We start from the raw sequence: 26455 nt of genomic DNA on the forward strand, positions 1-26455 counted from the left end.
GTTCATTAAAATAAATACCTATGCCCATTTACATGGATCGTCATGATGTATCTAAAGAAGTAACTGCTGAAAGTGTTGCACGGTTACATTTGGAAGACCTAAAGGTTCAACATAAGTACAATTGCCGAGGATTAACATATTGGTTTGATAATAAACGAAAAACCGCATTCTGTTTAGTGGAAGCTCCCAATGCAGAATCTGTAAACAAAATGCACAATCATGCACACGGTGAGTTATCTCATTCAATTATTGAGGTAGATGCAAGTCTTGTTGAATCGTTTCTTGGAAGAATGGAAGATCCTGATGTTAAGCCTGGGGCAGAACTGAACGTCATTGGCGAATCCGCATTTCGTTTTTTACTATCTGTTCGAATACAAATCGGGCGGTTAAACAATAATCTAGATAGTGGTTTAGCATCGTCCATAAGTGACTATACGCATAAGATCATCAAAGTGGTCAAGGCTATGCAAGGAACACTTGTACGGCAAGATAGCCGCAACCTACTAATCTCATTAACAACTGTCCAACATGCTGTTCATTGTGGTTTAGCACTTCAAGAGAAATTGGGAAAGGTATATCCTCAACTCAGTTTGAGTATAGGTTTGGATGCTGGACAACCTGTGGAGGGCAACAAATCTATATTTGAAGATACCATACAGACCTCAAGGAGGTTATGTGAAATGGGAAGAGGATTTTCTGTTTCACCTATGGTTCAGGAAATGTATAAGAACGAGCAATCGGATACCGATCTCAATTCAATACAAATGGTCAAGATTAGTGCCGTTGAGATGGTTTTCTTTAATAAGCTCTTTGATTTTCTGGAGTCCAATTTTTCACGCTCTGAATTGAGAATTGATGCATTTGCCTCCAGCCTTGGATACAGTAGGTCTCAAGCTTATAGAAATAGTTTGGGTTTGTTAGGACTTTCACCAAACGCATACTTGAATAAGTATAGGTTGGAAAAATCATTGGATAAACTGAATAGTGGGATGAACACCGTATCCGAAACGGGTTTTTTATGTGGCTTTTCCAGCTCCTCCTATTTTTCAAAGTGTTTTCGCAAAATGTATGGAATATCTCCCAAAGAATACATGACCGCCTTTCACTAATAAAAACCAGCACTGGCAAAATGCTATTTTGGTCAAAATTTACATTCTTTTGGATTAATAGCACTAGTATGGCTTTAAGGTAAAAGATACTTTTGGTGTTATTGAAATTATTAAATAAATCCAAAATTATGTCAGAGTCATTATTTGAACGATTAGGTGCAGAAAAAGGTATTGTAAAAATTGTAGATGATGTGGTTGAGGCACACATGAACAATCCAGTAATTTCCGCCCGGTTTACTCCCTATTTAGAGCAGCCAGAAAATTTGGCAAAGATTAAAACGCATACTGTCAATTTCTTTACAACAGGAAGTGGTGGACCTCAGGTTTATACCGGTAGGGATATGGAAACAACCCACAGGGGAATGAACATAAGTGCTGCAGAATATATGGAAACGATGGATGATATTTTCATGGTACTTGATAAACATGGAAAAAATGCCCAAACTAAAAAAGATGTACTTGAAATCCTTTGGTCATTAAAAGCCATGATAATAGGTAGGTAAATCTTTAGCTGCAGATAATTAAAGCTATAAAGGTAATCACCTTTAGGCCTTTCCCATTTTTATAAAATGCATGCCAACGGTCCCGGTTGTGAAACGTAGTGCAGAAAACAGGCAGTTTCGTTTTGGATAAACACAAGCCCAATTATTAGATTTCACTAAGAATCTTTTTTTCTCAATTAGCCAAATTTAAAAAATTTGATGACCTCTCAAAAATTATCGAACCTTAGTGTTGGCAATGGCTAGTACTATGTTTTATACAGGTTGTTGGGCATATTTTTATATCGCGTTTGTTGCCTTTTTATTTTACCAAGTCAAATGATATTTTGATTCCTTCTATAATCATATTTGTTCCGATAATTGCAATTATCAATCCCATTAATTTACCAATTACAGAAATTACATTTTCTCCTATTTTTTTAGCAATTAAATCGCTTAAGCTAAAGGTTATGTAGGTTAACAAACACATAATTCCGAAAACAAGTATTACTAAAGCTATGTGTACATATGAGGCATGGGAAACAAAATTCATTGCCGTAACAATAGTTCCTGGGCCAGCTAATATCGGAATCGCTAAAGGCGAGACTGCTATGTTTTCATCAATGTTGACTTTCTCTAAGTGTTTAACGTTTGATTTTTTTGATTGTAACATTTCAAAACCTACAAAGAATATTAAAATACCTCCAGTTATTTTAAATGCAGGTATTGTTATTCCGAATAATTCAAAGATAAATTTCCCTAAAATGACAAATACGGAAACAATAATGAAAGCAATTATTACTGCTTTTAAGTTTATTCTTTGTTTTGTTTTTTTATCTGCTCCTTCAACCAATGTTATGAATATTGGCATATTTGAAATAGGATTCATAATTGCAAAAAAGCCAGTAAAAACAGTAATTGAAAACGTTATTATATTATCCATTTATTTCTTTTCCGTCTTTTTATAAATCCACTCTACTGTAAAGCAAAATACAATAATTGCCAGTGCAATAATAACACCAATAGCATTTGAAGTGTATTGTTGATTAATTAAGATTACTGAGGCAATGATACATAAAGCAAAACCTAACAATGGAATTATCCTATTACTATCTGTTTCCTTGGATAATCGATATCCAACAAGATTGACTACACCAAAAATGAGTAAAAAGCCAACACTTCCTGCGGTTGATATGCTTTCTAATTGAAGTATGTTTACTAAAATTAATGTAGCTACTGCTGTAACCATTAATCCTATGGGTTTATTCCAAAGTTTTGCTAAAAAGTGATGTGGTAGTTCATCGTCCTCAGCAATTTCATAATTTACTTTACTGCCTCCATAAAGAGATGCGTTAATTGCGGAAAAAGTTGAAATTAAGGCAGCAATTGTAATTATAGAAAAACCAATTTTCCCTAACATAGGTTTTGCCGCTTCTGCCAAAACATAGTCTTGCGCCGTGGCAATTTCCCCAAAAGGAAGTGATCCTACAGTTACCAAAGCAATAATGATATATAGCACAATTACGAAAATTACAGAATAGTAATACGCTCTTGGAATATTCTTTTCAGGATTAACTATATCAGGTGCTGCGTTTGCAATTAGTTCAAATCCTTCATAGGCAACGAAAATAACCATTCCGCCAGCAAATAACTTGATTGGTGCTTCCCAATTTGTGACTGCAAGTTGAGCTATATTTGGATTGCCAATTAGACCATAGGCACCAATAAAAACAAAGGAAATTAGAATCACCAATTTAATAATTACTGCGTAAGATTCTATTTTGCCAACGACAGCAATACTATAATAATTAATAGCGGTAGCTAAAACAATAATTGCACTTGCATAAATGTGTGAATCAATTATTTTGTCGTGCGTTAATTCTAATAAGTTTGGGGCATAAGACCCAAATGCCGAAGCATAAAGTGAAAGCATAATAATATAGCTTATCCACAACAGATTATTAATTCCGCCACTAAAGATAGTTTTTCCGAAACCTTGATTGATGAATTTAACGGTTCCGCCTCTGTCAGGATACTTTTTTGATAGCTTTATATAACTGTAAGAAGTTATCAATGCTAAAATACCAGCGAATAAAAAGGCTATTGGTGTTCCGCCTTTGGCCAGTGATACAGCAAGCCCAAGGACTGCAAAAATTCCACCACCGACCATTCCTCCAATTCCGATTGAAATAGCTTCTATTAAACCTATTTTTTTATTCATATTATAGGGTTTTTCAAATTGTGGCCATCGATCTTGATAAAATGCGTCTTACCTATTGACAGTTACTTTATTAAATGGATTTTCGTACCAAATTACTCCTAAACCTTGACTCTCCGCTCCATAGTTTTCCTCACAAGTGAGAACATCCAAGTCACCATCGCCATCTAAATCCAGTAGTTCGATCCTATCAAATTTAATACCCTTTGGACCACTGAGTTTATGCCAATCCCACATAGGATCACTTGGATTATCTCTATACGATATCCAATATATTCCTGATTTATTAGGATTCTTCAATGTATTTGTGGTGTGCACAAGATCAAGCTTTCCATCCCCATCAATATCTCCAACTTTGACAGCCTTTGCTCTTCCTGTGATTTTTGGAATATCAATATGATAACTCTTCCATTTTAAACCATTTTTGTTCAACCGCTTCATATAAACAATCTTTTGGTTGGTATATTCCGTAACAATGGCATCTTCAAGTCCGTCTCCGTCAATATCGGCCATGTCCATGAACATAACTTCTAAACCCTTACCTCCAATAAAATGATCATGCCACTCTTGTTTTTGATTTTCGATTTTGCCAGGATTCTCCAACCATCGAACCCCATTGGTTACACCAGGTTTGCGATCGGAGGTAACTACATCCATATCCCCGTCATTATCCATATCTCTTATAAGAATGGACATAGTCCATGTTGCGGAACCAATCGGATACCATTTCCAGTCAGAAAGATTTCTAGTATTTTTTGGTGCTTGAAACCAACCGATTTTTGCTGCTTTGTTTTTAGAACCAACCACTAAATCAGTTCCATTTTTTCCATCTATTTGAGCAGGGATTGCAAACATCCATTGCATGAGACCATCAGACGCAGGGAGAGTCTGGGTATTCCATTTTGAGGAATCCAGATAGTCATGGGGATTAGTAGGAGCCCAGCTGAAATAAATTTTTCTATTTCCCCCTTCTGTGCTACTGACCACATCAGTTCTTCCATCATTGTCAAGGTCAACAAAAACGGCATCTTCAACATCAGGAGTCTTACCTACAATAACTGATGGCCATTTTTCCTTTACCAAATTGTATCCTGGATGAACATAAACCTTAGTATAACCACCTTCTTCCCAGCCAGTAGTAATATCCATCAAGTTATCATTATTTACGTCGGCTAATCGTACTCCGTCAGCCCCGCTCAATGTAGAATCAATCACATGCCTATCCCAAGTGTTGTTTTGTGCCTGTAGAGACAAAGTGGTAAAAGTTGCTAAAAACAAGAAAAGAAAAAGCCTGCCCATATTTTCATATAAATATTAAATTCGTTACTACATATGTTCGCTATGGCACATAGTTTACACAAGTTTAAGTTTAGCGTTTATTAGCCATGTTTTGTGCACTGTATTATGGCAAGTTATATTGCTAAATCCTTTGATGTCGCTAATGCAATAACTCTACCACTGGTACCTACGGCATTGTAAAAGTGGTAAACAACGCCATTCCATTTTATTACCCAGGGTTTATGGGCATACTTTTTATCATAATCTTCTGAAGAAGCTAACAAGTCTTCTCCTTCCCAATCTGTCCAATTTATTAAATCGTAAGAGCAGGCAAACCTTTCAAAAGCTCCAGGTTTCCAGAATGCTCCAAAATAGAACATTACGTAAATATCACCGATTTTTGCAATCTGTGCATCGCCACAAATGCCTTTTCCTCTTGTAATAACAGGATTTTCTCCATATCGTTTCCAGGTATGCATGTCATCAGATACAGCCATGGCAATACTTTCATAATTAGCAGTATCTCCCTTGGCGTTATAATACATAACAAAGGGATGCCCTGTGTGCTTGTTACTATCACGAATGACCAAACTTTTGTAGATAGTTTTATCCTCAAACCAACGAGCACCTTCATCTTCAGGCGACAAAAGAGGAGAATTATTCGTATTCCATTCCTCAGCTTCTGTTATTGTGGTGGAATTTGCCAAGCCAATTTTTAATGTGCCTGATTCGTATCCGGCTGTATTTCCACCTAAGTAGGTCATCCAGTATTTATCTTGATATTTCTCCACGGTATAATCACCACCCCAATCGGTTTTAACAAGTGATACGTAGCCAGCTTTTTGGTTGGCATCCCATGTGTTTTCTGTAAACGACAATATTTTTCCTTTCGATTTCCAATTTAGCAAATCGTCACTTTCCGATAACCAAGTTTCATATCCTTGACCATCAAAAACAATATAAGTCATATACCAGATATCGTTTTTCCGAAAGATAGTTGGACTGTCAACCATTTTTGTGGTATCAGGATGTTTAACAACAACACCATATTTATAAGGAGTTTTAATCTCATTGAAAATTTTTTCCATTTCTTCCTGAGGTACCACCTTGTTTAATGAGTTGCCTTTGTGATGACAACCGACTAACGATATTGCAGCTATTGCTACCAGTAATAAAATATTCTTCATTCTAAATATATTTATTTCTCCTTATGTTGATTTACCATAACGGTTAACTAAGCGTAGGGTAGGGGTACTGCACGGTACCTGCCCAACTTTGTTATACAGGCGGGAAGGTTACTTATAGGCATTGTTGTAGCCAGTTATTTAATTCCAAATTTCATTGGATTCTGTTAAAATGACTGGATAGTTATCGGTTACTAGTATGGTCTGTTCGTGTTGGGTTACATATCCACCTTTGTTCCCTACTAAAGTCCAACCATCATTCAATTCTACTGCAACAGTGGAGTGTGTTGAAATAAAAGTCTCTATTGCTACAGTTGTATTTTTCTTAAATCGTTCTCTGTTACTTCTAACTCTGTAGTTCAAAATATTTTCAGGCTCTTCGTGTAAACTTCCACCAACTCCGTGTCCAGCCAAATTTTTTATGACCTTAAATCCAGATTTTTTAGCTTCTGTTTCTATTAAATATCCAATTTCAGAAATTTTTACTCCGCCTTTGATATTGTTTATTGCTTTGCGTAAAATGTTTTTAGAAGCATCTACAAGTGGTTGGTGATGATGAATGTCTTTTCCAAGTACAAAAGAACCTCCATTATCAGACCAAAAACCATTTAGTTCTGCGGATACATCAATATTAATTAAATCTCCTTCTTTCAATATTTTTTTCTCTGATGGTATTCCGTGAGCGGCTTCTTTATTAACACTTATACAAGAGTAACCAGGAAATCCATAAGTTTCGTAAGGTGCAGATTTAGCTCCATAACTTTTTAAAATATTAGCTCCGTATTCATCAAGTTCTTTGGTTGACATTCCTACTTTAGCGTATTCTCTCATTAATTTTAGTGTAGTTCCTACAACTTCACTAATTTTTTTCATTCCGATTAATTCTGATTCTTTTGTTATGGACATATTATTTTTTTATTTAACTACATTAGTTATAACTGCGTATTTAGCTTGGAACTTTTATCATATGCGCTGCCAAATTTTAACGTCTTATTTTAATTACCTACCAGCTGGGCCTAAATGGCCTGCCAGTATGAACAATTTACATATTATTCTCGTCCGGCTCGTTTACAATGGTTCCATTTAGTCTTAAATTATTAATATCAGGTATTAACTTCATTGAGATCCATAGTGTCTTGGTTAATATAGATTAATTCACCGGCTTCAATCAACTTTTTTGAAATTAAGGCTACAATATGGCTGTCGTTGACCAAAGAGCTAACCACATTACTGGGAATTTTACTTTCCTTGATCAATTGATCCAGCGTTCCATCCAACAGGATGTCGCTCTTTTCTGCTTGTGATTTTAATTTTTTCAGTTTCTTCAGGTGCAGGGTTGGCTCAGTGCTTTTTTGTAATAAATATAATTCTCTGAGGATTTTGGAAATTTTCTGTCTCAATAGATCATATTCATACTGGATACGAATATCTTCAGAAAAAAGATATACGTTCATGTTTTTCCTTATTTCTTCTAAGGCCTTGATGGCCTCCACAATGTTTCTGCTGGCCAATTTAATTTGTGCAAATTGTTTGGTCAATTCCGGAGAAACGGAAGAGCGGGATTGCGCCAAGGTGGTAAACTCAATGATTTTGCTGTAAATGGTCTTTATCTTACGCAGGTACAACTCTTCAATGTTCACTTCAATCTCCTTTCTCGATTTTTTTATAACCTCCTTAATTTTCTCTTCTCCAAAAAGATCGGTCCGGTGAATATTCATACCATGGGGTATTATAGTGAAAGCGGCTTTCTCAAATAAACGCTTGGTTTCATTACGCAGAGCAAGCAATGCAGTTTGAGGATAAGCCAACGCATTTTCATCCAAAAACTGAGGTTGTTCTATGATATCTTCTTCATCGGTAGACTTGAATACCCTGTGCAAAATATTGATCAATGGGTTGATCAATGGTATCATTATGATGACTCCTAGGACATTGAATATACTATGAAATACGGACAGTTTAAAAGTGTAATTGGATTGGGCTATACCCACCCACTCAGAAATTATATCCACCAGTTGCCCCAAATAGCCAATAAATACCAATGCAATCAATCCGGTTACGATATTGAATATAAAGTGTGCACCCGCAAGCCTTTTCCCGGAAGTATTGGAACCGAGAGAACCAATTATAGCAGTTATAGTAGTGCCCACGTTTGCTCCAATAGACAGTGCCAATGAGTTGGTATAGGTAATCTGACCGACAGCCAATGCTGTAAGTATAAGGGCCATGGTGGCGCTACTTGATTGCAATATCATGGTTATCAACACCCCAATAAAAGTATATATTAGTAGGCCCATTACTCCAGGAATGGCAAAGTCGGCAAGGTTGATATTGTCCTTATAGACATCAAAACCATTTTTCATGAAATAGATTCCCATGAAGAAAAATCCGAGACCGGCCAAGATCTGGCCAATTCCTTTTAGTTTTTTGGGTTTTTGCAATACCAAGACAATCCCGAATGCCAGCATAGGCATAGCAAGACCAGCAATATCTATTTTTAGGCCCAACGTAGATACCAGCCAGGTTGTTGCTGTTGTTCCAATATTTGAACCAAAAATTATCCCAATTCCAGCCCTAAGTTCAATAAGACCGGCACTAATAAAAGAAATGAGAATTACAGAAATCAATGAACTGGATTGCAGGATTGCAGTACTCAAAAATCCCAAGCCTATACTCTTGTACAACTTATCGGTAGATTTTTTGAGTAGGGCCTGAAGCGGACCAGAAACAAAGGAGTGAAACCCTTCTTCCAACATGATCATACCAAAGAGTAAGATTGCTATACCTGCTGCAATCTCTTTTACTGTCGGGTTCATAAACAGTAACATCCCCAACAAAATTAGACTACTGATTAATAATATTTTTTTCAATTTGCCTTTTTTTGAGTTTTGCTTTGATTAATAATTTAAAAATAGGAAATAATTTCAGCCTACATCTTTTATAACATCATTTATGCAATTATATGCTTCCCGAGAAAGGTCCGGCTTAAATGTGGATTACGGAATTTATGTTATTGTTTTTAGGATAAGCACAGACATTAGCTATTCAGAACAGCCCGACAAAGTTATTCTAGCGGGCTGGATTATCTGTGTCCGTCCAGAGCTAAGTTGAAAGCTTGTAAAATCTGCCGTTCCGAGCGAAGCGAACAATGCAACAAATTGTGGCATTATAGTAAAGTTCTGTAGCGCATTTACCATTCTCTAATTTTACCTTGATGCCAAAAGTTACCGCTTTTAGGACTCTTGTTTAGTAAGTCCTTAATGTCGTTGGCAACTTCCTTGGGTTCTCTAGAAGCATCACTTCCGCCCATATCCGTTTTAGTCCATCCCGGGTCTAAAGACGAAACAATCACATTTTGATTTTCAAGTCTTTTTGCCAGCAGTTTTGTGTACATATTCAAGGCAGACTTCGACATTTTATAGTGAGGTTGAAATTCATCAAAGTTCTTTTCACTGAACGAACCCCAATCTGAAGTAATATTAATTATTTGTCCGTTTTTATTAAAATTTGGAATCAACTTTTCGGTCAACTCAATTGTTCCAAATAAATTCACATTAAAGGTTTGTCTTAAATATTCGAGGTTTATGGCAGATTCATTCCATTTTTCCAACAAAATTCCGGCATTATTAATAAGAAAGTCAATTTTTCTGTTGCCAATAATATTAATGAATTTTTCTATTGACTTACTTTCGGCAAGATTTAGTGTATAGCATTCAAAATTCGATTTTGAAATGGAGCAACTTCCTGAAGTTGAAGTTCCAATAACTTTTATATTATTATCGGTCAGTAGGTCGACTGTTGCAAATCCAATTCCTCTACTGCATCCAGTTATTATGCCAGTTTTCATTTTCGATTAGTATTTTTTAGATGCACGTAAACAAAGCACCCCGCCCTGCCCGAATCATTATAGGCGGGTTAATTTTATACGGTGTTGTAGGTAGTGCTTTTTTCGTCACTTGCTCAATTTTAGAATCCGAAACGCTCCTTGTATGACCAAAATAAAAACGATTGTACCAATAAGCAAATCAGGTTTACTAGAGCTCAACCAATTCACCAAAATTCCTGCAATAATTACTCCCAAATTTATAATCACGTCATTTGAGGTGAAAATCATACTCGCTTTCATATGTGCCTCTTCTTTGCTTTTTGACTTTTGTAAAATGTAAAGACAAATTCCGTTTGCTATAAGTGCAAAAATGGAAACTATTATCATTGTCGAAAAATCGGGAAGTTTTTCGTCTCCGAAAAATCTCCTTAAAACTTCTACAAACCCAATAATCGCAAGTGTTATTTGAAAATATCCAGCAAGTTTGGCAATCCGTTTTTTCTTTATTATTGTTCCGCCAACAGCAAACAAACTAATTCCGTACACAAAACTGTCGGCTAGCATATCCAAGCTGTCGGCAACCAACCCCATTGATTTTGAGATTATTCCAGTTGTCATTTCGATTAGGAAAAAGGCAAAATTTATTCCGAGTACTGTCCAAAGTAATTTTTTCTGGTTTGCATTTTCTTTAAATTCTGTTTGGTCTGTTTGTTCGGTCGAGATTTTCTTTCCGCCTAAATTTAGTTCGAGAACTGACTTTTCTATTTGGTCAATTTGTCCGCTGTGAAAAACGGTCAATTTTCGGTTCGGAATATCAAAGTCCAAACTCGAAATACTTGAAATTCCGTCCAATTTCATTCGGATTAAATTTTCCTCAGAAGGACAGTCCATTTTAGTAATTTCAAATACTGTTTTATTCACTTGGTTTCTGGGTTTTAAGGGATTACTTACAACGATGGTGTAAAAAATGGTAGACCGGAAAATGGGCGACGACCATTGGGTTGAACACAAGACGAATTTTAAAATTTGGGGACTTTTCAAATGCACCCGAACCTTTCGGTTTTGTTATAATTGCCTTATTGTTTATATGCGTTGTACTATACCATTTTCTTTTCTTTCCAATCGTTTTTTAAATATTTCAAAGCATCTTCTAAAGCCACTTTTGAAGGTTTAGGATTAAAATCTAATTCTTCTCTGGACTTACTAATGTCATAATCTTGCTTTAAATCATAAAACATATCTAAGTAATGCCTCTGTAATTGAGGTTCTTTTCCAGTAAACTTACTGCTAAATTCCATTAAACCCGCAACAGAGTATAACAAACATTTTGGCACTTTTTTAGGCGTTTTTAATTTTAGTTCAGGATATAAATCGGATGCCATTTTTACACTTTCTTGCAATGTAGTATGTTTCTCGTTGGATAAAATATATCTTTCACCATCTCTGCCTTTTGTCATTGCGTTATACGTTCCTGAAGCTACATCTTTTACATCTACCCAATTTAAAGTTACATTGGTGTCTACAGGTATTTCTCCATTTAAAACTTGTAATACAAGATTGTTGGAATAGCTTAATTTATAAGCTTTGAAACCGATCATTGCAGAAGGCAAAACAATAACCGTTCTGATGCCATATTTTTTTCCCAATTCCAATGCTAGCTTATCGGAATCATTTTTAGAATTATAATACCAATTTCTTCGGTCTTTATTGTATCCATTGTCTACCTTGGCTGGTAACTTCGTGAAATCCAAACTGGCTACTGAACTTACATAAACGATGTTCTTAATGCCGTATTCTTTTGCAATATCAAACACATTTTGAGTTCCTTGCATATTATTATCATAAATTTCAGTTTTGGGGTTTTTGGCCCACATACTGAAATTTGCAGCAACTGCATATAGGTGTGTAACTCCCTGAAACGCTTTTCTTAGAGATTTTCTATCAGTAATATCAGCTTGTACAACTTCACAATCCAACCCTTTAAATGGCTCTACATTACTGATATTTCTAACAGTTGTTCGTACTTTTTTATTTTCAGAAAGCAATAGTCGAACTAAGTTGTTACCTAAATGTCCGTTTCCTCCTGTTACTAATGAAATTTCTTTGCTCATAATTCTTACATTTTGTCTGAGCAAATTTCGGGACCTTTTATGGGGTTGGAAATAACATTTGTTAGATAACGATTTGTTTTCGAATACGACTTAGAGATTGGGGTTCCATTCCTAAAAAAGAAGCGATATTGTCGATAGATACATTTAAAGCCAATTTTGGATATTGATTTACAAATTTCAGATAGCGTTCTTTTGCAGTTAAAATTTGAAAATCTTTAACACGTTCTAATTTGCAACTTAAATGTTCATTGGTTACTTCTTTGACAATTATTGCCCAGAATTTTGTTTCCTTATGCAAAATATCAAAATCAGGTTTTGATATTTTTACAAGATTACAATCCGTAATCGTTTCGTAATAGTCTAAGGAAGGTGTTTCGCTCATAAAACTATCTAAAGATGTGAAAAAATCGTATTCCCCTACAAGGTGCTGTACTACAATCTTTCCATCAACATTTTGATATCCCTTTACAAATCCAGTATCTAAGAAATAAATATATCGCTCTACGTTTCCAGCTTTTAAAAGTTTGGTTTGAGCTGGAATTTCTTCTGAAACGCAATGTTTTTTAATTAAATTAATCTCGTGTTGAGTTAAAGTAATTCTTGATTGTATATAATTAATTAGATTTTCCATCCTTGATTTTTATTGGTTTAGAACGCCTGGGCTCTGATTAGTGCGGTGTAGAAATATGACGGATTCCCAGCCGCGCGCTAAGCTAAGCATTTGGTTTTGATTTGTTTTTTGTTTTGTCCAAAGCTAAAATTGAATATTTCGCTGTCACGTAATTTTCAATTTAGTCACTTTATAAATATACACAGACCTTTCCGTTTAAACCTAAAGTTCGCATTACGTTTAGGTTGTTTTGTTCTGTCGTTATCCTTTTTCTAATCGATATTTTAATGTTTCAATCAGTTCAATGGCTAGTTGCTGAGTTTTCCCCTCTAGTTTATGCGTTTTAAGAGCCTTTTCAAATGCATTAAGAAAGTCATACCAACCATCAGTCAATCCATTTACATAGGATTGAGCTTTTCGAAGTTCGTCAATAAGAGTTTGTTTTCCATCAGTCTTTAGATCGGAACAGAGTATGTCAAATTTCTTCCAGTAGTCTTGCATTGTTCATTCTCCTTTTACTGATTAACAGATTCTATCTTCTTGGAAAGTTCACAGAATTTAGTAAAATGACTGTCAATTAATTCAAACAATTCTGGCTCAATATCCACGTAGTTAAAATGACTAATGGCATAGTCATAAAACTTCCCATTAGTAAGAGCATTCATTTCTGCCATTCGTATAATCTTAGGGTCAAGTGTTTTAAATTTCCCATATTTATCTAGTTGATTTGTGAGATTTTGAAGCAACGTTATAAGTTCTTTAAGGGATTCACTTCGGAATCTAAGATAGTCATCCACTTTCTTAAAAGTTGAATTAACAGGTATCCGGATGTTTGGTATGTTATTGGAATATTCTGTTAGTTTAAATAAATAGCTTTTGGCTAATGAGTTATATTGACTTATTACTTTATCCATCTATTTGAGTTCGCGAATGCACCACAACGTGTTTGTGTATGGTTAGTTGCGTGTTTAATTAACTAATTTAGCAAACAAATCACGGATAGAAAATTTCAGTGGAATTTTCGTAAGTCGGCAGTGATCTAGCAATCAATTATACATTGTTGGCTGTAGTTATTATTTATCCGTTCCAAATTCAAGTTGTCGCTTGTATTCTTTTTCATCAAAATAGCCTTTTGATTTTTGGATTAATCCATCATCATTTAATGTCCATTCTTCAAATCCACTAATTTTAACTTTCTTACCAGTTCCATTTGGTACGTCATTTGTTCCAGTCAGTATCCAATAGAATCGTGTTTTGTCAGATTTAGTGACTAGACTATCCATTGAAACAATCATATCGGGAAAAGCGTCCATAAATCCTTTAGCAACATTTGTAATGGCATTTCTACCAACGGCAGGTTCTCCGTCATTCACTTGTAATGAACCGTCTTCAGCATAAAACATAGCAACAAATTCAGGTCGGTTACTACCCCAGACTTGTGCATAGTTGCGTGCATAGAGATTTAAGTCGAATTCTCTTTCTTCTTCGGGAATCCGGTGAGCGGTCCATGAAATACTTAACAGTTTCCATTGGTCGCTGTCTTTCATCATTATAACATGATTGACCTCATTGCTACTGGCAACACCGAATTTTGAAATGACGGTAGGCATTATTACTGAGGCCAATTGATCTTCGGTTATATTTATCTTATACGAATTGACGGATTCTAAAATAGGCTTTGGATCTTTCATATCCCGGATGGTTTGCAAATACGAGTCAATAGTCATCTCTTTATGCTGCCATTGTCCATCCTTCGGATACGTATATGCGATAATGGCCTGGTCGAAACTCAGGTCATCCAATTCTTGAGCATCCCGGTTTCCAACTGCAGCCAAGATCCTTTCCAGTATGGCTTTTATTTCTTTTTCAGATTGACTTGATGTGCTTTCTATTTGGTCTGAAGTAGTGTTTTCAGAACGTTCTTCTGTGCTTTGTTTAGATTGACAACTCACAATCAGCAAGAAAACTATAATGGAAAATAAAATTTGATTTCTCGTAATATTGTTCATTTTTCGATTGGTTTAATTGTTGCCAACGGTTCGTGGATATTAAATGTTGCATCCCTTAGGGTGCTATGATCTCATATACTTTGTTGTAAGTAGTATTTATTCATTCAATTGATTCACAAATGCATGAAGCAAGTTTACGTATATACGCTGACCTTTTTTAAAACTCTCAATACGCATATATTCATTGTCAGCATGAAAATTTTCGTCACTCCTTTGGAAGCCTACGGAAACTAAATTTGGGCCACCACCATCGGGAATAGAGGACAGGGCCGGCACGGTACCTCCAATATAGAGTATGATCGGGGGGGTCCCGAAAAAGTCTGTTAATACTTGTTTGCCTATTCTAAAGCCCAAATCACTTTCATCGAAAACAGGGGCAGTGCCCATCACACTTTCTTTGAAATCCACTTTCAATCCCCATGGGAGACTATCTTTGATGTGTTTTTTAAGCATTTCCAATACTTCTTTAGGATCATGGTCGGGCCCCGTCCTTGCCAACATTCTGAACCAAGCAGTGTGAGGTATAATAGAGGCCTTACCTTGAACATAACCAGCTTTAAACCCTGTAATGTCTACTGAGGTACGAATCCAAGGACGCTCATAAAAGGAGTATTCTCTCTCTCCGATCCATTGGTCGATGCCAAATTTCTTTAAATCCTTAGCTTGTTGATCTTGGTCTACGACAGCAGCAATTTCCTTTCGTTCTTTTTCAGAATATTGCCTTAGGCCATCATAAAATCCTTTAATAGCTATTATACCATCATTATTCCAAAGGGAAGCAATTACTTTAGAAGCAGCTAAAGCAGCATTCGGTGCAACACCTCCATAGATGCCTGAGTGCAAATCGGTATTTGCTGATGTAATAGTGACTTCAAGGTCTGCGGCTCCTCGTAGTCCTTTCCACATCATTCCTTGGTTGTCATTATTCATCATGGCATCTACACTAACTCCAAAATCAATGTCACTTAGCCATTCTTGATTTGAAGCTAACCATATTGGTAAATGTGGACTCCCCATTTCTTCGCCACCATCCAATAGTAACTTGATGTTGACAGGAAGCTTGCCATCCACCTTTATCAATCCTTCTATGGCACTAATTAAAGCAATAATAGGCCCTTTGTCATCGGTGGCTCCTCTTCCATAAAGCCTTTCATCTCTTATTTCTGCACTAAATGGGTCGCTTTTCCAACGATCTTCATTGACAGGTTGCACATCAAAATGCCCATAAAAAAGGATGGTAGGTTGCCTTTTGTTCCGTGTATAGGAGGCAGTAACTACTGGCAATTCATTAGTGAAAAACACTTCTGTGTTATCCATACCAATGGTATGGAGCATGTCTTTAAGTAAGTCTGCAGCTTTTTTGAGTTCTGGCCTGTTTTCTGGTTTCATCGACATGGTCGGGATGGCAATCAGTTCAACTAAATCATTGATATGCCTTTTATGATTTTCTACAAAAAAACTATCATATTCCTTTAGTTGCTTTTGAGTCGCCTTATTTAGGACCAAGGAGTTATTCCGGACTTGACTTTGAGCGATAGAATCATGATGATAGCTAAAGAAAACTAGCAGGGTGAAATAGTAGATTACATTCTTTTTCATCATTAATTATATTAATTACAACGGTCTCGGCTAAGAGTAGTTGCGTGGTTTAACCCTTAATTTTGCACGTACACACCAAGATGGAAATTCCGCAGGAATCTCCAAAATAGACGAGGACAACCAATTACCTATGGTCATTCTTATACCCAGTTATTTATGCTTAAGTGCTGGGATTATTCTGTCTTGTAAAACTCTATAAGTTGACTTTTCAGGTTCATCATTTATATTCCAACCATTAAAGACAATTATTAAATTATGTTCTGGTGCCATCATTAAATACTGACCTCCATATCCGTTCGCGGAATAAATATTGGTTTTGCCATTATCCGTATATTCAGGAATCCACCATTGATACCCATATCCCGTAACACTTTGCCATTGAGGTTTTACGTCTTTAAGTAAAGGGCTTGTGGATGTTGTGACCCAACTTTCAGATACAATCTGCTTACCGTTCCATTTCCCTTTGTTCAAAAACAATGAACCAATTTTAGCCAAGTCTTCTGCCTTAAGATATAAACCTCCTTCTGTATCAATTTCTCCATAAGGCGTTTCTTTCCAATAGTAATCTGTAATGCCGAGTGGCTCAAATAATTTTTCTTCTGCCCAATGATCAATTCGTTTGCCCGTAATGGTTCTAATGATTTTACCTAAAAGAACAGTTCCTCCACCATTATATACGAATTTTGTTCCTGGTATGGTATCCATAGGCTTGCTCAATACATATTCTATCCAGTTGTCGCTTGATTCCAGCCTAAAACAGTCATTTGTAGTATCATTATGATCGGTTTCTTCATTCCATTGTAATCCACTTCTCATAGTCAATAAATCTTCAATAGATATATTTTGCTTTCGTTTATCTAAAAAGTTAGTATCATAATCAGTCAAAAAAGGCATTGCTTTGTTGTTAACATTATAATCCTCATTCAAATCCAACGCAATACCTAAAAGGATTGAGGTGATACTTTTGGTGACAGACTGAAGGGTGTGCAATTCAGTTTGCTTGTAGTATGGATGCCAATACGTATTATTGAAATTGTATTGATGATTGGTTGTGTCATATTTTTGAACTATGGTTTCATAGTCCTGTTCATATTTGTAATCCGCTAATAACTCTTCATTTTGTATGACCATAAAGCGGTCAATTAATCCATAGTCTCTATCATTTATTTCTGAATTAATAGAATCAATCACGGCGGAAAGGGCATTTTGGGATGTTACCTTCTGTGGGGCTTTATTAGACTCTTTATTTTTTGAGTTACAACCCAATAACGTTACTATAATTAAAATTGAAAATGTTAGGGTTATGATTTTAACTATAGCTGTTCTCATTAATTATGTTTTAATTGGGTATAACGTTGATGTATAAGATTGGTTACAATGTTTAAGCACCTAATTTAGCAAATACAAACGAAATAGAAAATCCGTCCTGCCACGCTTTTGGGCGTGGGTGGATTTTCGTAAGTAATTGAGAACCAGCCATTAATTATACGCGGTGTTGTACTGCGTTTATTTCATTTTTGATGTAAATATATTCTTAATTATATTTAATTCTTTTTTGTATTTCAAATCTGTTCTTGACGCAAAATATAAGGTGTTTTCCGTTTTTACTTTTCCTTCCCAAACTAAATTTATTTGGTTTCTTAAAATTTGTTCTTGACATAAAAAATCTGGAACTAATGCAAGTCCGTTTCCATTGTTTAAACATCTTATAATAGAAGTAATATTTGGTAAAATATAGTTTGGTTTGAAAGCAGGTTTCTTATTAAAATTCTCAAACCAAAAACGTCTAAAATGTTTCATTTCGTTTGATGAACTATACCAAACATTTTGAAGTAGTTCGTCTTCTAACTTACTTAAATTTTTTGATTTAATGTGTTTTTGTATTTTAGTTACATTCGTTTTATTTCCTGCTATTAAAACGATTCTTTCTTTTGAAAAAGGAATATACTCAACTAATGATTTTTTTTCATTCTGTTTTTTAGGTGTTATTACTAAATCTAAAATACCATTGTTTAGGTCTTTTATTAAATCTGTATGTGCCCCAAATCTAGCTACTAGGTCAAAGTCTAGTTTTGGAATTTCGGGTTCAATAATTAGTTGAAACATTTCTGAACACATTCCAATGTTCAGAGATGGATTTTTTTCTTGAGTTGTTTTTTTAAAATGCTGTTCTGCTATTTCAAGTTTTTTTAAAGATTCAATAATATATTCATATAAAAATTTCCCATCCTCTGTTGGAATCATTTTTCTCGAAGTACGTTCAAATAATTTTTTGCCAACATAAGCTTCTAGTGCATTTAAGTGTACACTAACTCCAGGCTGGGACGCATATAAAGCAATAGAAGCTTTAGTCAAAGTTCCGTTTTCATATATTTCTTTAAATGTTCTGTACCATTCTAAATTTACCATAGTTATTAAAATATTGATACAAAGGTATGATTTGTATTATTTTTACAATAATAAATATAGCTTTAGTTTTGCCTCAAATAAATTAAGAGACAAATGAAAAATATATTTATAATTAATGGAAGTCATCCATTTGCACATTCTGGTGGAAGATTTTACGAAACACTTTTCACTAATACGATTTCATTTTTTGATAAGCTTGAAGAATTTGAAGTGAAATTTACTCAAGTAGGTGAAAATTATAACGTAAAAAAAGAAGTTGAAAAATTTAAGTGGGCAGATTTAGTGATCTATCATACTCCAATTTGGTGGTTTCAAATACCTTTTGGATTTAAAAAATATATAGATGAAGTTTTTACGGAAGGTCATCAAAATGGAATTTATGCAAGTGATGGAAGAAGTAGAAAAAATCCAAACATCAATTACGGGACCGGTGGTTTAATGCACGGAAAAAAATATATACTTACTACAAGTTGGAATGCACCTAAAACCGCATTTACTTTAGAAAATGAATTTTTTAATCAAAAAAGTGTAGATGAAGGTGCTATGTTTGGGTTTCACAGAATGAATGCTTTTACAGGAATGGAATTATTAGCAACACATCATTTTCACGATATGGAAAAAAATGCAGATGTTCCTTTTGAGTTGAATAATTACAGTGTTTTTTTAAATGATTTAATGATTAATTTGTAATTATCTGGTTTAGTTTCGAAAATGCAGTACAACGGTTGAGCTATGAACATTACGGGAGCAAACTAGCGTTTGCTTTCCGCCACGCACACAGCAAAATCTTTTACCTGCCCGTACCGAAAAGGTAACGGCCCGACTTTGTTATTCAGTCTGGCGTTCGGGCGGGTTTTCGCCTGCCACGCTTTTTAGCGTGGTTTTTTCTTTTTTTGTTCTAAAGCAAAATCCATAAGATTTAGCAACTTTATAAATATACACAAACCTTTCGATTAAGCACGAAGCTCTTATGGTTTATAGGTTGTGTTTCAGGTCGTTATTCTTTTTTGTCAAAAGGCAGACAATTGATGCCATATATAATTTCGCTATCTTTAATAAAAATATAAATGACAATAAACTCGAATGCCGGCTATCAAGCAATTCAAATATTAATTATTCTCTGCTTTACGTTTATCAGCTCACAAACCAGTGCCCAAGATAGTGAAGCAATAAGCATTAATCAACAGCTTGATGTGATACGCAACTATCCATTTGATATGCCGTTCGAGCGAAGTGATATTAATCTCCTTAATTGGCAGTATTGGCCTTATAGCCGTTATGCAAGTCATCACCCACGAGAGTTTATACCAATGGCTACCATCCACGCTGACCCTGAAGCAGCAGCACTTGAAGAAATAAAAAATGACCCATTCAATCTCGTGGAGCTGGAAGTTTCTGTTGATACGGAAAAAGATGTTCCATTATCAGACCTTCTGCAGTCAATACAAATGAAAGGCTTTGCTGTGATGCATGAGGGGAAATTAGTTTTTGAAACCTACGATCAAGGCATGCAAAAACATGATATTCAAATTTTACAATCTAGTTCAAAAACGTTCACCGGTATGTTAATCCATAAGTTGGCAAGCGAGGGCCTATTAGATTTAGGCGCTAATGTGGACGAATATTTACCTGAATTGAATGCTGATGTTTTCAAAGGTTCTACGTTGCAAAATATGCTTGATATGGAAGTGGGGTTTCCTGACTTTGGTAGTTACCACAATGCAGATGATTTTGGCTTTATGAGTGAAGTTCATATGGGGCTGAAGCCAAAGGTGCTAGGTGTTGAACATCGTTCAACTTTGTTATTTATTCAACAGTTTCAAAAACCATCCTTCGCAGCTGGCAACAAATTTTCATATAATGATATGAATACTCAGGTGTTGGCTATGGTTGCTGAGCAGGTCACAGGTAAGCAATATGCTCAGTTGATAGAAGAAAACTTCTGGCGCCCCTTACAAGCCCGCTATGATGCAGCTGTTTCCATTGATGAAGACGGCAATGCAGGCGCTAGCTGGGGTATGGCAGTAACACTAAGGGATGCTGCTAGGTTTGGCCAAATGATGTTAAATAGAGGCAGTTTTAAAGGTAAGAGGGTAATCCCTGAGAGTTACTTTGAATCAACATTTGACCAACCACCTACAGAACCCTTATCGCCTTATTTCGTACTTGGACAACAAGAGGATTACAGAAATCAAGTATGGATGCTGCGAGACGATGGGTTGATGCATACGATAGGTTCATTTGGCCAGTTTATTTTTGCGGATTACAAAAACGAAATCGCCATAGTTTTCATGGCAAATTGGAAGGATAATGGTCACTTGGAAAGCAAAGAGCATTTGCTGCGAATTGTCCGTGCAGTAGGCAAACAAATTAATCGTTAACCATTTTATTGATACCTTCTCTATAGTAGGGTTCTTCACCGCTTTATTGATTTCTATTTTTTTTGTTCTTACATAAAGAAAAAAGAGAAACGAATAAGAAAATACCAATTGCTCTGATGTAATTAAGTATTTTTTTTTAATGACCTGTATCGTTTAGTAAATGAAAAGTAGGCGATTTCGAAGTGCCAAACTTTCGGTTAAGCACAATGTTTGATACGAGCCAAAAGCCTTTGTTTTATTACTGTTTCGCCTGTTTTTTAAATACATTGTTGTGTGCAGGTATTCCATTTTTATTAGTTTCTATTTTTAAGACAATCGTGTCTTCATAGTCTGGAATAAAGTCATCTGGAATTTTATCGGTTTCAATGAATCCTGCTTTTTTATATGACTTAATTGCATTCAGATTTCGATTTGAAGGAGCTATGTAAATTGTCTTGCAATCAAATTTATCTTTTAAATAGTTACATAAGCACATTATTGCTTCCGGTCCAAATCCTTTTCCAGTATATTTTCTGTCGGCCAACCAAATGTCAATTTCTGTGGACTTTGTTTTTTTGTTTATGTCGTTATAGTTTATTTGTCCAATTTCCTGTCCAAAATGTGTCAATATGAAACATTGTCCATTCAGTGGTTTCGAACCGTCAAAATAATGGTCTAAAAAATCTTGGTTAAATTCTTCCCAAGTTGGAATAGGAGCGTCAGGGAAATTTGGAGAGCCAAGCATATAACTTGTTAGGTTTGAACGAGTTAGCCAATCATATACACTTCTTTTGTCCTGTAAAGTAGCTGGTCTGATTATCAGTCTATGTGTATTTAATAGTTCCAATTTCTTCGATTTACCCAACTGCCTTTCGGCAAGCACCAAAGCCTGTATTGCTTATAGCCATTGTTGTACGTTCGTTCTTTTTCCCACGTTTAGTTTGGGGAATGCAGACCAATTTTATTTCCTTCCGAGTCAAGGAATATTGCGTAATAACCGCTTTCGTCAGCGTGAAGTGATTTTGGAACAATGATTTCTCCACCATTTTGCTCTACTTTATCAAGAATTATTTGAAGATTATCTCCACCATCTAGATATATGGTAACTCCGTCAGCCGAGGGTTTGTAACCTTCCGCTTTCATTATAACTCCCGTAACCATTTGCCCTTCATATGGGAATATGCCCATTTGCATTTCTGGGAAATCCATTTTTTCAATGTTAAGGTCTAAAATTGTTTGATAAAAATCGACTGCTCTTGAAATATCTGTAGCCGGAATTTCAAAAATGGAAATAAAACTTTTCATATCGCTCGTTTTTTGTGTTTCGTTTGAATCGGTTTGTTGGTTCTCGTTACTGGATTTGTCTTGACCTTTACAAGCTATAATGCAAAAGGAAAGTATAACCGCACAACAAAGTGTTCTCTTTTTCATATTTGATGTTTAAATTCTCGGTGCAAATATGAAATTTTTACGAAGTCAAAAATTGTAAAAATGCGACACCTTGTTTATTTGTAGAAGAGTGTTGAAAGAGCCATATTTTCGTTACCTAAAAAATCCTTCGGGTTAATTCCTGTAAACTCCTTAAAGTCTTTTATAAAATGTGCTTGGTCGAAATATTCACTTTCGTATGCAATGTTGGTTAAGGTGTCTGTCTTTTTGTTTAGCAACATTTTTAAAGCAGTTTGAAGTCGGATGACTTTACCCAATTGTTTTGGGCTGACACCAATTTGCTTTTTAAAATTTCTTTCTAGTTGTCTTCTTTTGGACAAGTCTTCTTTAAGAATAGTCAATATCGATTCAGTTCCATTTGATGATATAAGTGCATCAACGGTCCGTTTTACAATATTGTCAACTGTGGTTTTATCATTGAGTTTTTCTAAAAGAAAGTTTTCTACGATTTCAATTCGTTGTTTGCTGTCTGTTGCGTGAATTATTTTTTGTTCCAATTCTTTTGCGGTATTCTCTCCAAACAATAATTCTATTGGCGTTTCTTTATTTGCCAAATTTTTAATGGGCGTAGTAACGAAATTGGCAAAGCCATAAGGGTAAAATCTAATTGCAAATGTATTTACGTAGCCTGTTGGCTCGATAAAAAATGGTTCAATCGTTTGTCCAAGTACCATTGCACGAGGTTGAAGGATAAATTCATCTTGCGTAGTGTAACGCTTTATGTCGTCTCCAAGGATAAATGCCATTTCAATACAACCATCAGGTATAATTAGCTGTCTTTCCTTATCGTTTTCGTTAGGAACTTCCAAAGTCCAATAACAACTTACAAGAGATTCTAAATCTGGATGTGGTTGGAATGTTTGATAGTCCATTGATTAATTGATGTTTTTTTGAATGACGCACAACGGTCTCGTGTAACCGCCAGGTACGGGTTAAATTAGCGATTATTTTCGGTTTAGCACAGGCTTTGGCCATTCCGACCGGCCCGACAAGGGTATGCTGGCGGGGTGGATTCTAGCCTGCCCTGAGCGAAGTCGAAGGGTAGTAGGATCCGCCGACCAGAGCATTGCGACCAACGAACTCCTTATAAAATATACATCAATGCATAAATGGCGGTTATATATTGTTGGCTGTAGTGTTTTTTTCAATCCCATATGTTTGGTCTATCAATTTTCATTGCTCTTAAATACGATAAAAATGTTCCTGCGTGTACAGATTCATGATATCCAATCCGTAACAAATATTTTGCAAGGATTTTCTTGTCTCCATTTCCAGGGTGTACTATTTTCGTTTCGTTTAATTCCCTATCCGAAAATTGTCGAATACTTTCTAAAAATGTTTTTCTAAAAGGCTCAGCAAATTCAAGTTCATCTTTTAGGTTTATGAATGGTCGGTTTTTCCAAGGTGTTTTATAATTTGTCATATCTCCTTGATTAATAATAACATTCCAGCCATAATCAGCCTCCAAAACGTGTCTTATCATTTCTGACGCACTCATTGCTTTTTCGTCAGGTTTCCAATTATAATATTTCTCAGGTAGTCCATTCCAAAGTTTTATACTTCTTCTCCTTATTTCTTTGAAATTTATAATTATGAGTTCGGATTGGTTCATTTTCTTTGTTTCAAGAATGTCTTTTTACATTTCAGACAACGGTTTAGTATAAGTGACATAGCCAACAGACAAAAACCTTTGATTAAGCCAAAAACACCCACATTAATTTTATACGGTGTTGTTTGCAGTATTTTTTTACTTTCTTACTGTTGAATGTAAAAAGTCCATTTTCCATTTTCCGTCAATCTTTTTAAAAGTAGCACTTTCTAACCAGTCAAATTTAACTTTAGTTGTATCATTAAAAACAAAGTTTGCGCGATTAAAATAATTGATATTACCAGAATTGTTATCCACGTTAATTCTCAGATTTTCAAATTTATATTCAGCTGTATATTTTGGAAAACTCTTCATCATTTTGAAAATACTGTCATTGTTAAAAACTACTCCATCTTCATATATAATAAAGTCGTCAGTTGTCAAATCTCGCATTTTTTTAAAATCCATTGTTTCAATTCCGTTAAAATATCCAATTAAAACGGACTTTAATTGTTCAGGATTATCAGTTTTTTCTTCTTGACAAGAACTAAATAGCAGAATCTGGGTCAGAAGTAAAATTGACAATTGTTTCATATGATTCATTTTTGGTGGGTTTGTTTATTCGTTTTGGCTTATTGCACGCAACGCAGCGCTATGTGTAGTTGCGTGGTTTAGCACTTAACCTCGCCAATACACGCCAAGTTGGAAATTCCGCAGGAATTTTCAAAGTAGGCGAGAACAAGCAACCCGCCGGAACGACCCTGTCGGGCTGGTTACTTATAGCCACTGTTGTGCCGTCGTGCTTTTAATTTATATTGTTTAAATATTTTTCTAACATAGTATATCCATCCGAAGCTACTACATTGCGGTCATCAGGGTTTTGTTTGTCCAACTTGTTTTTAATCTCCCAGTAATCAGGCATTCCGTCATGGTCTGTGTCAATGGGGGCGGGGGAGCTTTTTAGTTCGGGCCAGCCACCAACATCGCTTGGAACATCAATAATACCTTTATTGCCATATTTTGCTGTTCCATGAAGAACATCATCGATAATATCTGCATCTACTTTATCTCGTGTAGGTAAAGAACAACCCGCGTATTTTAATACAGCTTTATAAGCTTCTTCAGCTGTTTGTTGATTAATTTCCATTGCAGGCCATGGTTGGTTGAGTTTATACGCCGCACTTGTTTTTGTCACCCCCAACAAATTATTGTCAGTGACTTTAGGGTATCCATCAACAATATTTTCAGAAACCCACCATTTTCCCGCGTCAGCATCTTCATCCCTTGATGAGGGATCAACAATACAGCTCCTCACTTTTGAATCGGTTGCGGGTCCTGGCTTATAATAATTGGCAATCATGTTAATCGTAGAATGTTCAATTGGTGGGTTGCGTCTATCCCCTTTCTGATGTGCCTCACCTCCATAACTACTTGCATATTCCCAATTATAAATTACATTGTTTCTGTAATCATTAAACCCACTGCCAGAAGCCCAACGTGGGTTTCGACTAGCATTATGTGCAAAAAGGTTATGATGCCAAGAACCGTATTTATTTCCCCATATTCCCCCAAAACGATGATCATCGGAACTGCCTTTGGGGCACGCTTGTGCAATAATACACCATTGAACCGTTGTATTCTCGTTATGGTAAAGTGTCATCGTTTCATCGGTACTCCAACTAGCAGATATATGATCGAAAATAATATTCTTATGATACCTACCGCCTATTCCGTCATTTTCACCTGTGGAAGGGTCAAACCTTACTCGAATATACCGAATGATTATATTATCGGCATCGGTAGACAGGTTTCCTTTGATACATATTCCATCACCAGGAGCCGTTTGTCCAGCAATAGTTATACTGTCATTTTTGATACTAAAATTACCCGTTATCGTACCCGAAACTCTGAAGACAACTGTTCTAGGTCCTTTAGCTTCTAATGCAGCCCTTAGACTTCCTTCTCCTGAATCATTAAGATTTGTGACTTCAAATACATTTCCACCACGTCCACCAACAGTATATTTACCGTATCCTTCTGCAGTAGGGAAGGCTAATTGTTGAGACCATGCATAAAATAAAGTCAGGATCGAAATCATTCCAGTTAAAAATAATTTTCTCATATTTTTAATTTTTATATAATGTAGAAAGTTCTAACATGCGGCACAACGGTCTCGTATAACTGTCCATTACGGGTTAAATTAGCGATTATTTTCGGTTTAGCACA

At 35.6% G+C, this 26455-nt stretch carries 26 protein-coding genes; 4 read left to right on the plus strand and 22 right to left on the minus strand.

Annotated features, from left to right (window positions below; translation table 11 throughout):
- The first annotated feature begins 20 nt into the window (after positions 1-20).
- A complete protein-coding gene (locus KO529_RS16285) occupies positions 21-1109 on the plus strand; it encodes a nickel-binding protein (RefSeq protein ID WP_215948927.1) in 1089 nt (362 codons plus the stop codon).
- Between the two features lie 128 nt (positions 1110-1237).
- The gene (locus tag KO529_RS16290; protein WP_215948928.1) at positions 1238-1612 is read left to right on the plus strand and encodes a group I truncated hemoglobin; all 375 of its coding nucleotides are present in this window, start codon (positions 1238-1240) and stop codon (positions 1610-1612) included.
- Positions 1613-1910: 298 nt separating this feature from the next.
- Here KO529_RS16290 and KO529_RS16295 read toward each other — a convergent pair whose 3' ends face one another.
- From KO529_RS16295 to KO529_RS16370, 16 genes are all read right to left on the minus strand, one after another.
- A complete protein-coding gene (locus KO529_RS16295) occupies positions 1911-2531 on the minus strand; it encodes a MarC family protein (protein WP_215948929.1) in 621 nt (206 codons plus the stop codon).
- Complete coding sequence (locus KO529_RS16300) at positions 2532-3809, minus strand: APC family permease (protein WP_215948930.1); 1278 nt, start codon at positions 3807-3809, stop codon at positions 2532-2534. It lies immediately after the preceding gene.
- Between the two features lie 48 nt (positions 3810-3857).
- Positions 3858-5105, minus strand: a complete 1248-nt coding sequence (locus KO529_RS16305) for an FG-GAP repeat domain-containing protein (RefSeq protein ID WP_215948931.1) — start codon at positions 5103-5105, stop codon at positions 3858-3860.
- A 113-nt stretch (positions 5106-5218) separates the two neighbouring features.
- The gene (locus tag KO529_RS16310; protein WP_215948932.1) at positions 5219-6271 is read right to left on the minus strand and encodes a glycosylase; all 1053 of its coding nucleotides are present in this window, start codon (positions 6269-6271) and stop codon (positions 5219-5221) included.
- A gap of 138 nt (positions 6272-6409) precedes the next feature.
- Entirely contained in the window at positions 6410-7174 is a 765-nt protein-coding gene (map, locus tag KO529_RS16315) for a type I methionyl aminopeptidase (RefSeq protein WP_215948933.1), read from the minus strand.
- Positions 7175-7371: 197 nt separating this feature from the next.
- Positions 7372-9138: a Na/Pi cotransporter family protein gene (locus KO529_RS16320; RefSeq protein ID WP_247097425.1), complete on the minus strand. Its 1767-nt coding sequence runs from the start codon at positions 9136-9138 to the stop codon at positions 7372-7374.
- 320 nt (positions 9139-9458) lie between these two features.
- Positions 9459-10115 carry an SDR family NAD(P)-dependent oxidoreductase gene (locus tag KO529_RS16325; RefSeq protein ID WP_215948934.1) on the minus strand — a complete coding sequence of 219 codons (657 nt, stop codon included), beginning with the start codon at positions 10113-10115 and terminating at the stop codon, positions 9459-9461.
- A 105-nt stretch (positions 10116-10220) separates the two neighbouring features.
- Positions 10221-11015, minus strand: coding sequence for a cation transporter (locus KO529_RS16330; RefSeq protein ID WP_215948935.1), 795 nt, complete (start codon positions 11013-11015; stop codon positions 10221-10223).
- Between the two features lie 176 nt (positions 11016-11191).
- Positions 11192-12205, minus strand: coding sequence for an NAD-dependent epimerase/dehydratase family protein (locus KO529_RS16335; RefSeq protein ID WP_215948936.1), 1014 nt, complete (start codon positions 12203-12205; stop codon positions 11192-11194).
- A 61-nt stretch (positions 12206-12266) separates the two neighbouring features.
- Positions 12267-12836 (minus strand): Crp/Fnr family transcriptional regulator, encoded by a 570-nt coding sequence (locus tag KO529_RS16340; RefSeq protein WP_215948937.1) that lies wholly within the window; start codon positions 12834-12836, stop codon positions 12267-12269.
- A gap of 240 nt (positions 12837-13076) precedes the next feature.
- Positions 13077-13316: a hypothetical protein gene (locus KO529_RS16345; protein ID WP_215948938.1), complete on the minus strand. Its 240-nt coding sequence runs from the start codon at positions 13314-13316 to the stop codon at positions 13077-13079.
- 14 nt (positions 13317-13330) lie between these two features.
- Positions 13331-13729, minus strand: a complete 399-nt coding sequence (locus KO529_RS16350) for a hypothetical protein (RefSeq protein WP_215948939.1) — start codon at positions 13727-13729, stop codon at positions 13331-13333.
- 159 nt (positions 13730-13888) lie between these two features.
- A complete protein-coding gene (locus KO529_RS16355) occupies positions 13889-14824 on the minus strand; it encodes an ester cyclase (RefSeq protein WP_215948940.1) in 936 nt (311 codons plus the stop codon).
- Between the two features lie 96 nt (positions 14825-14920).
- Positions 14921-16426: a M20/M25/M40 family metallo-hydrolase gene (locus KO529_RS16360; protein WP_215948941.1), complete on the minus strand. Its 1506-nt coding sequence runs from the start codon at positions 16424-16426 to the stop codon at positions 14921-14923.
- A gap of 147 nt (positions 16427-16573) precedes the next feature.
- Positions 16574-17752, minus strand: coding sequence for a serine hydrolase domain-containing protein (locus KO529_RS16365; protein ID WP_215948942.1), 1179 nt, complete (start codon positions 17750-17752; stop codon positions 16574-16576).
- 177 nt (positions 17753-17929) lie between these two features.
- On the minus strand, positions 17930-18832 hold the full coding sequence (locus KO529_RS16370; RefSeq protein WP_215948943.1) for a LysR family transcriptional regulator: 903 nt from the start codon (positions 18830-18832) through the stop codon (positions 17930-17932).
- A gap of 93 nt (positions 18833-18925) precedes the next feature.
- On the opposite strand from KO529_RS16370, the gene KO529_RS16375 reads away from it, so the two are divergent.
- Positions 18926-19522: an NAD(P)H-dependent oxidoreductase gene (locus KO529_RS16375; protein WP_215948944.1), complete on the plus strand. Its 597-nt coding sequence runs from the start codon at positions 18926-18928 to the stop codon at positions 19520-19522.
- Positions 19523-19899: 377 nt separating this feature from the next.
- Complete coding sequence (locus KO529_RS16380) at positions 19900-21213, plus strand: serine hydrolase domain-containing protein (RefSeq protein ID WP_215948945.1); 1314 nt, start codon at positions 19900-19902, stop codon at positions 21211-21213.
- A 238-nt stretch (positions 21214-21451) separates the two neighbouring features.
- On the opposite strand, the gene KO529_RS16385 is transcribed toward KO529_RS16380, so the two are convergent.
- The 6 genes from KO529_RS16385 to KO529_RS16410 all read right to left on the minus strand — a co-directional run bounded on the left by KO529_RS16385 (position 21452) and on the right by KO529_RS16410 (position 26351).
- Positions 21452-22039, minus strand: coding sequence for a GNAT family N-acetyltransferase (locus KO529_RS16385; protein WP_215948946.1), 588 nt, complete (start codon positions 22037-22039; stop codon positions 21452-21454).
- Between the two features lie 89 nt (positions 22040-22128).
- Positions 22129-22497 (minus strand): VOC family protein, encoded by a 369-nt coding sequence (locus tag KO529_RS16390; protein ID WP_252734436.1) that lies wholly within the window; start codon positions 22495-22497, stop codon positions 22129-22131.
- A gap of 200 nt (positions 22498-22697) precedes the next feature.
- Positions 22698-23513 carry an AraC family transcriptional regulator gene (locus KO529_RS16395; protein ID WP_215948948.1) on the minus strand — a complete coding sequence of 272 codons (816 nt, stop codon included), beginning with the start codon at positions 23511-23513 and terminating at the stop codon, positions 22698-22700.
- Positions 23514-23785: 272 nt separating this feature from the next.
- Positions 23786-24253 (minus strand): DinB family protein, encoded by a 468-nt coding sequence (locus KO529_RS16400; RefSeq protein WP_215948949.1) that lies wholly within the window; start codon positions 24251-24253, stop codon positions 23786-23788.
- A gap of 135 nt (positions 24254-24388) precedes the next feature.
- On the minus strand, positions 24389-24823 hold the full coding sequence (locus tag KO529_RS16405; RefSeq protein ID WP_215948950.1) for a nuclear transport factor 2 family protein: 435 nt from the start codon (positions 24821-24823) through the stop codon (positions 24389-24391).
- A gap of 211 nt (positions 24824-25034) precedes the next feature.
- Complete coding sequence (locus KO529_RS16410; RefSeq protein WP_215948951.1) at positions 25035-26351, minus strand: pectate lyase family protein; 1317 nt, start codon at positions 26349-26351, stop codon at positions 25035-25037.
- Positions 26352-26455 lie beyond the last annotated feature (104 nt).

It is taken from the genome of Arenibacter algicola (genome assembly GCF_018860365.1).
Taxonomy (GTDB): Bacteria; Bacteroidota; Bacteroidia; order Flavobacteriales; family Flavobacteriaceae; genus Arenibacter; species Arenibacter algicola_B.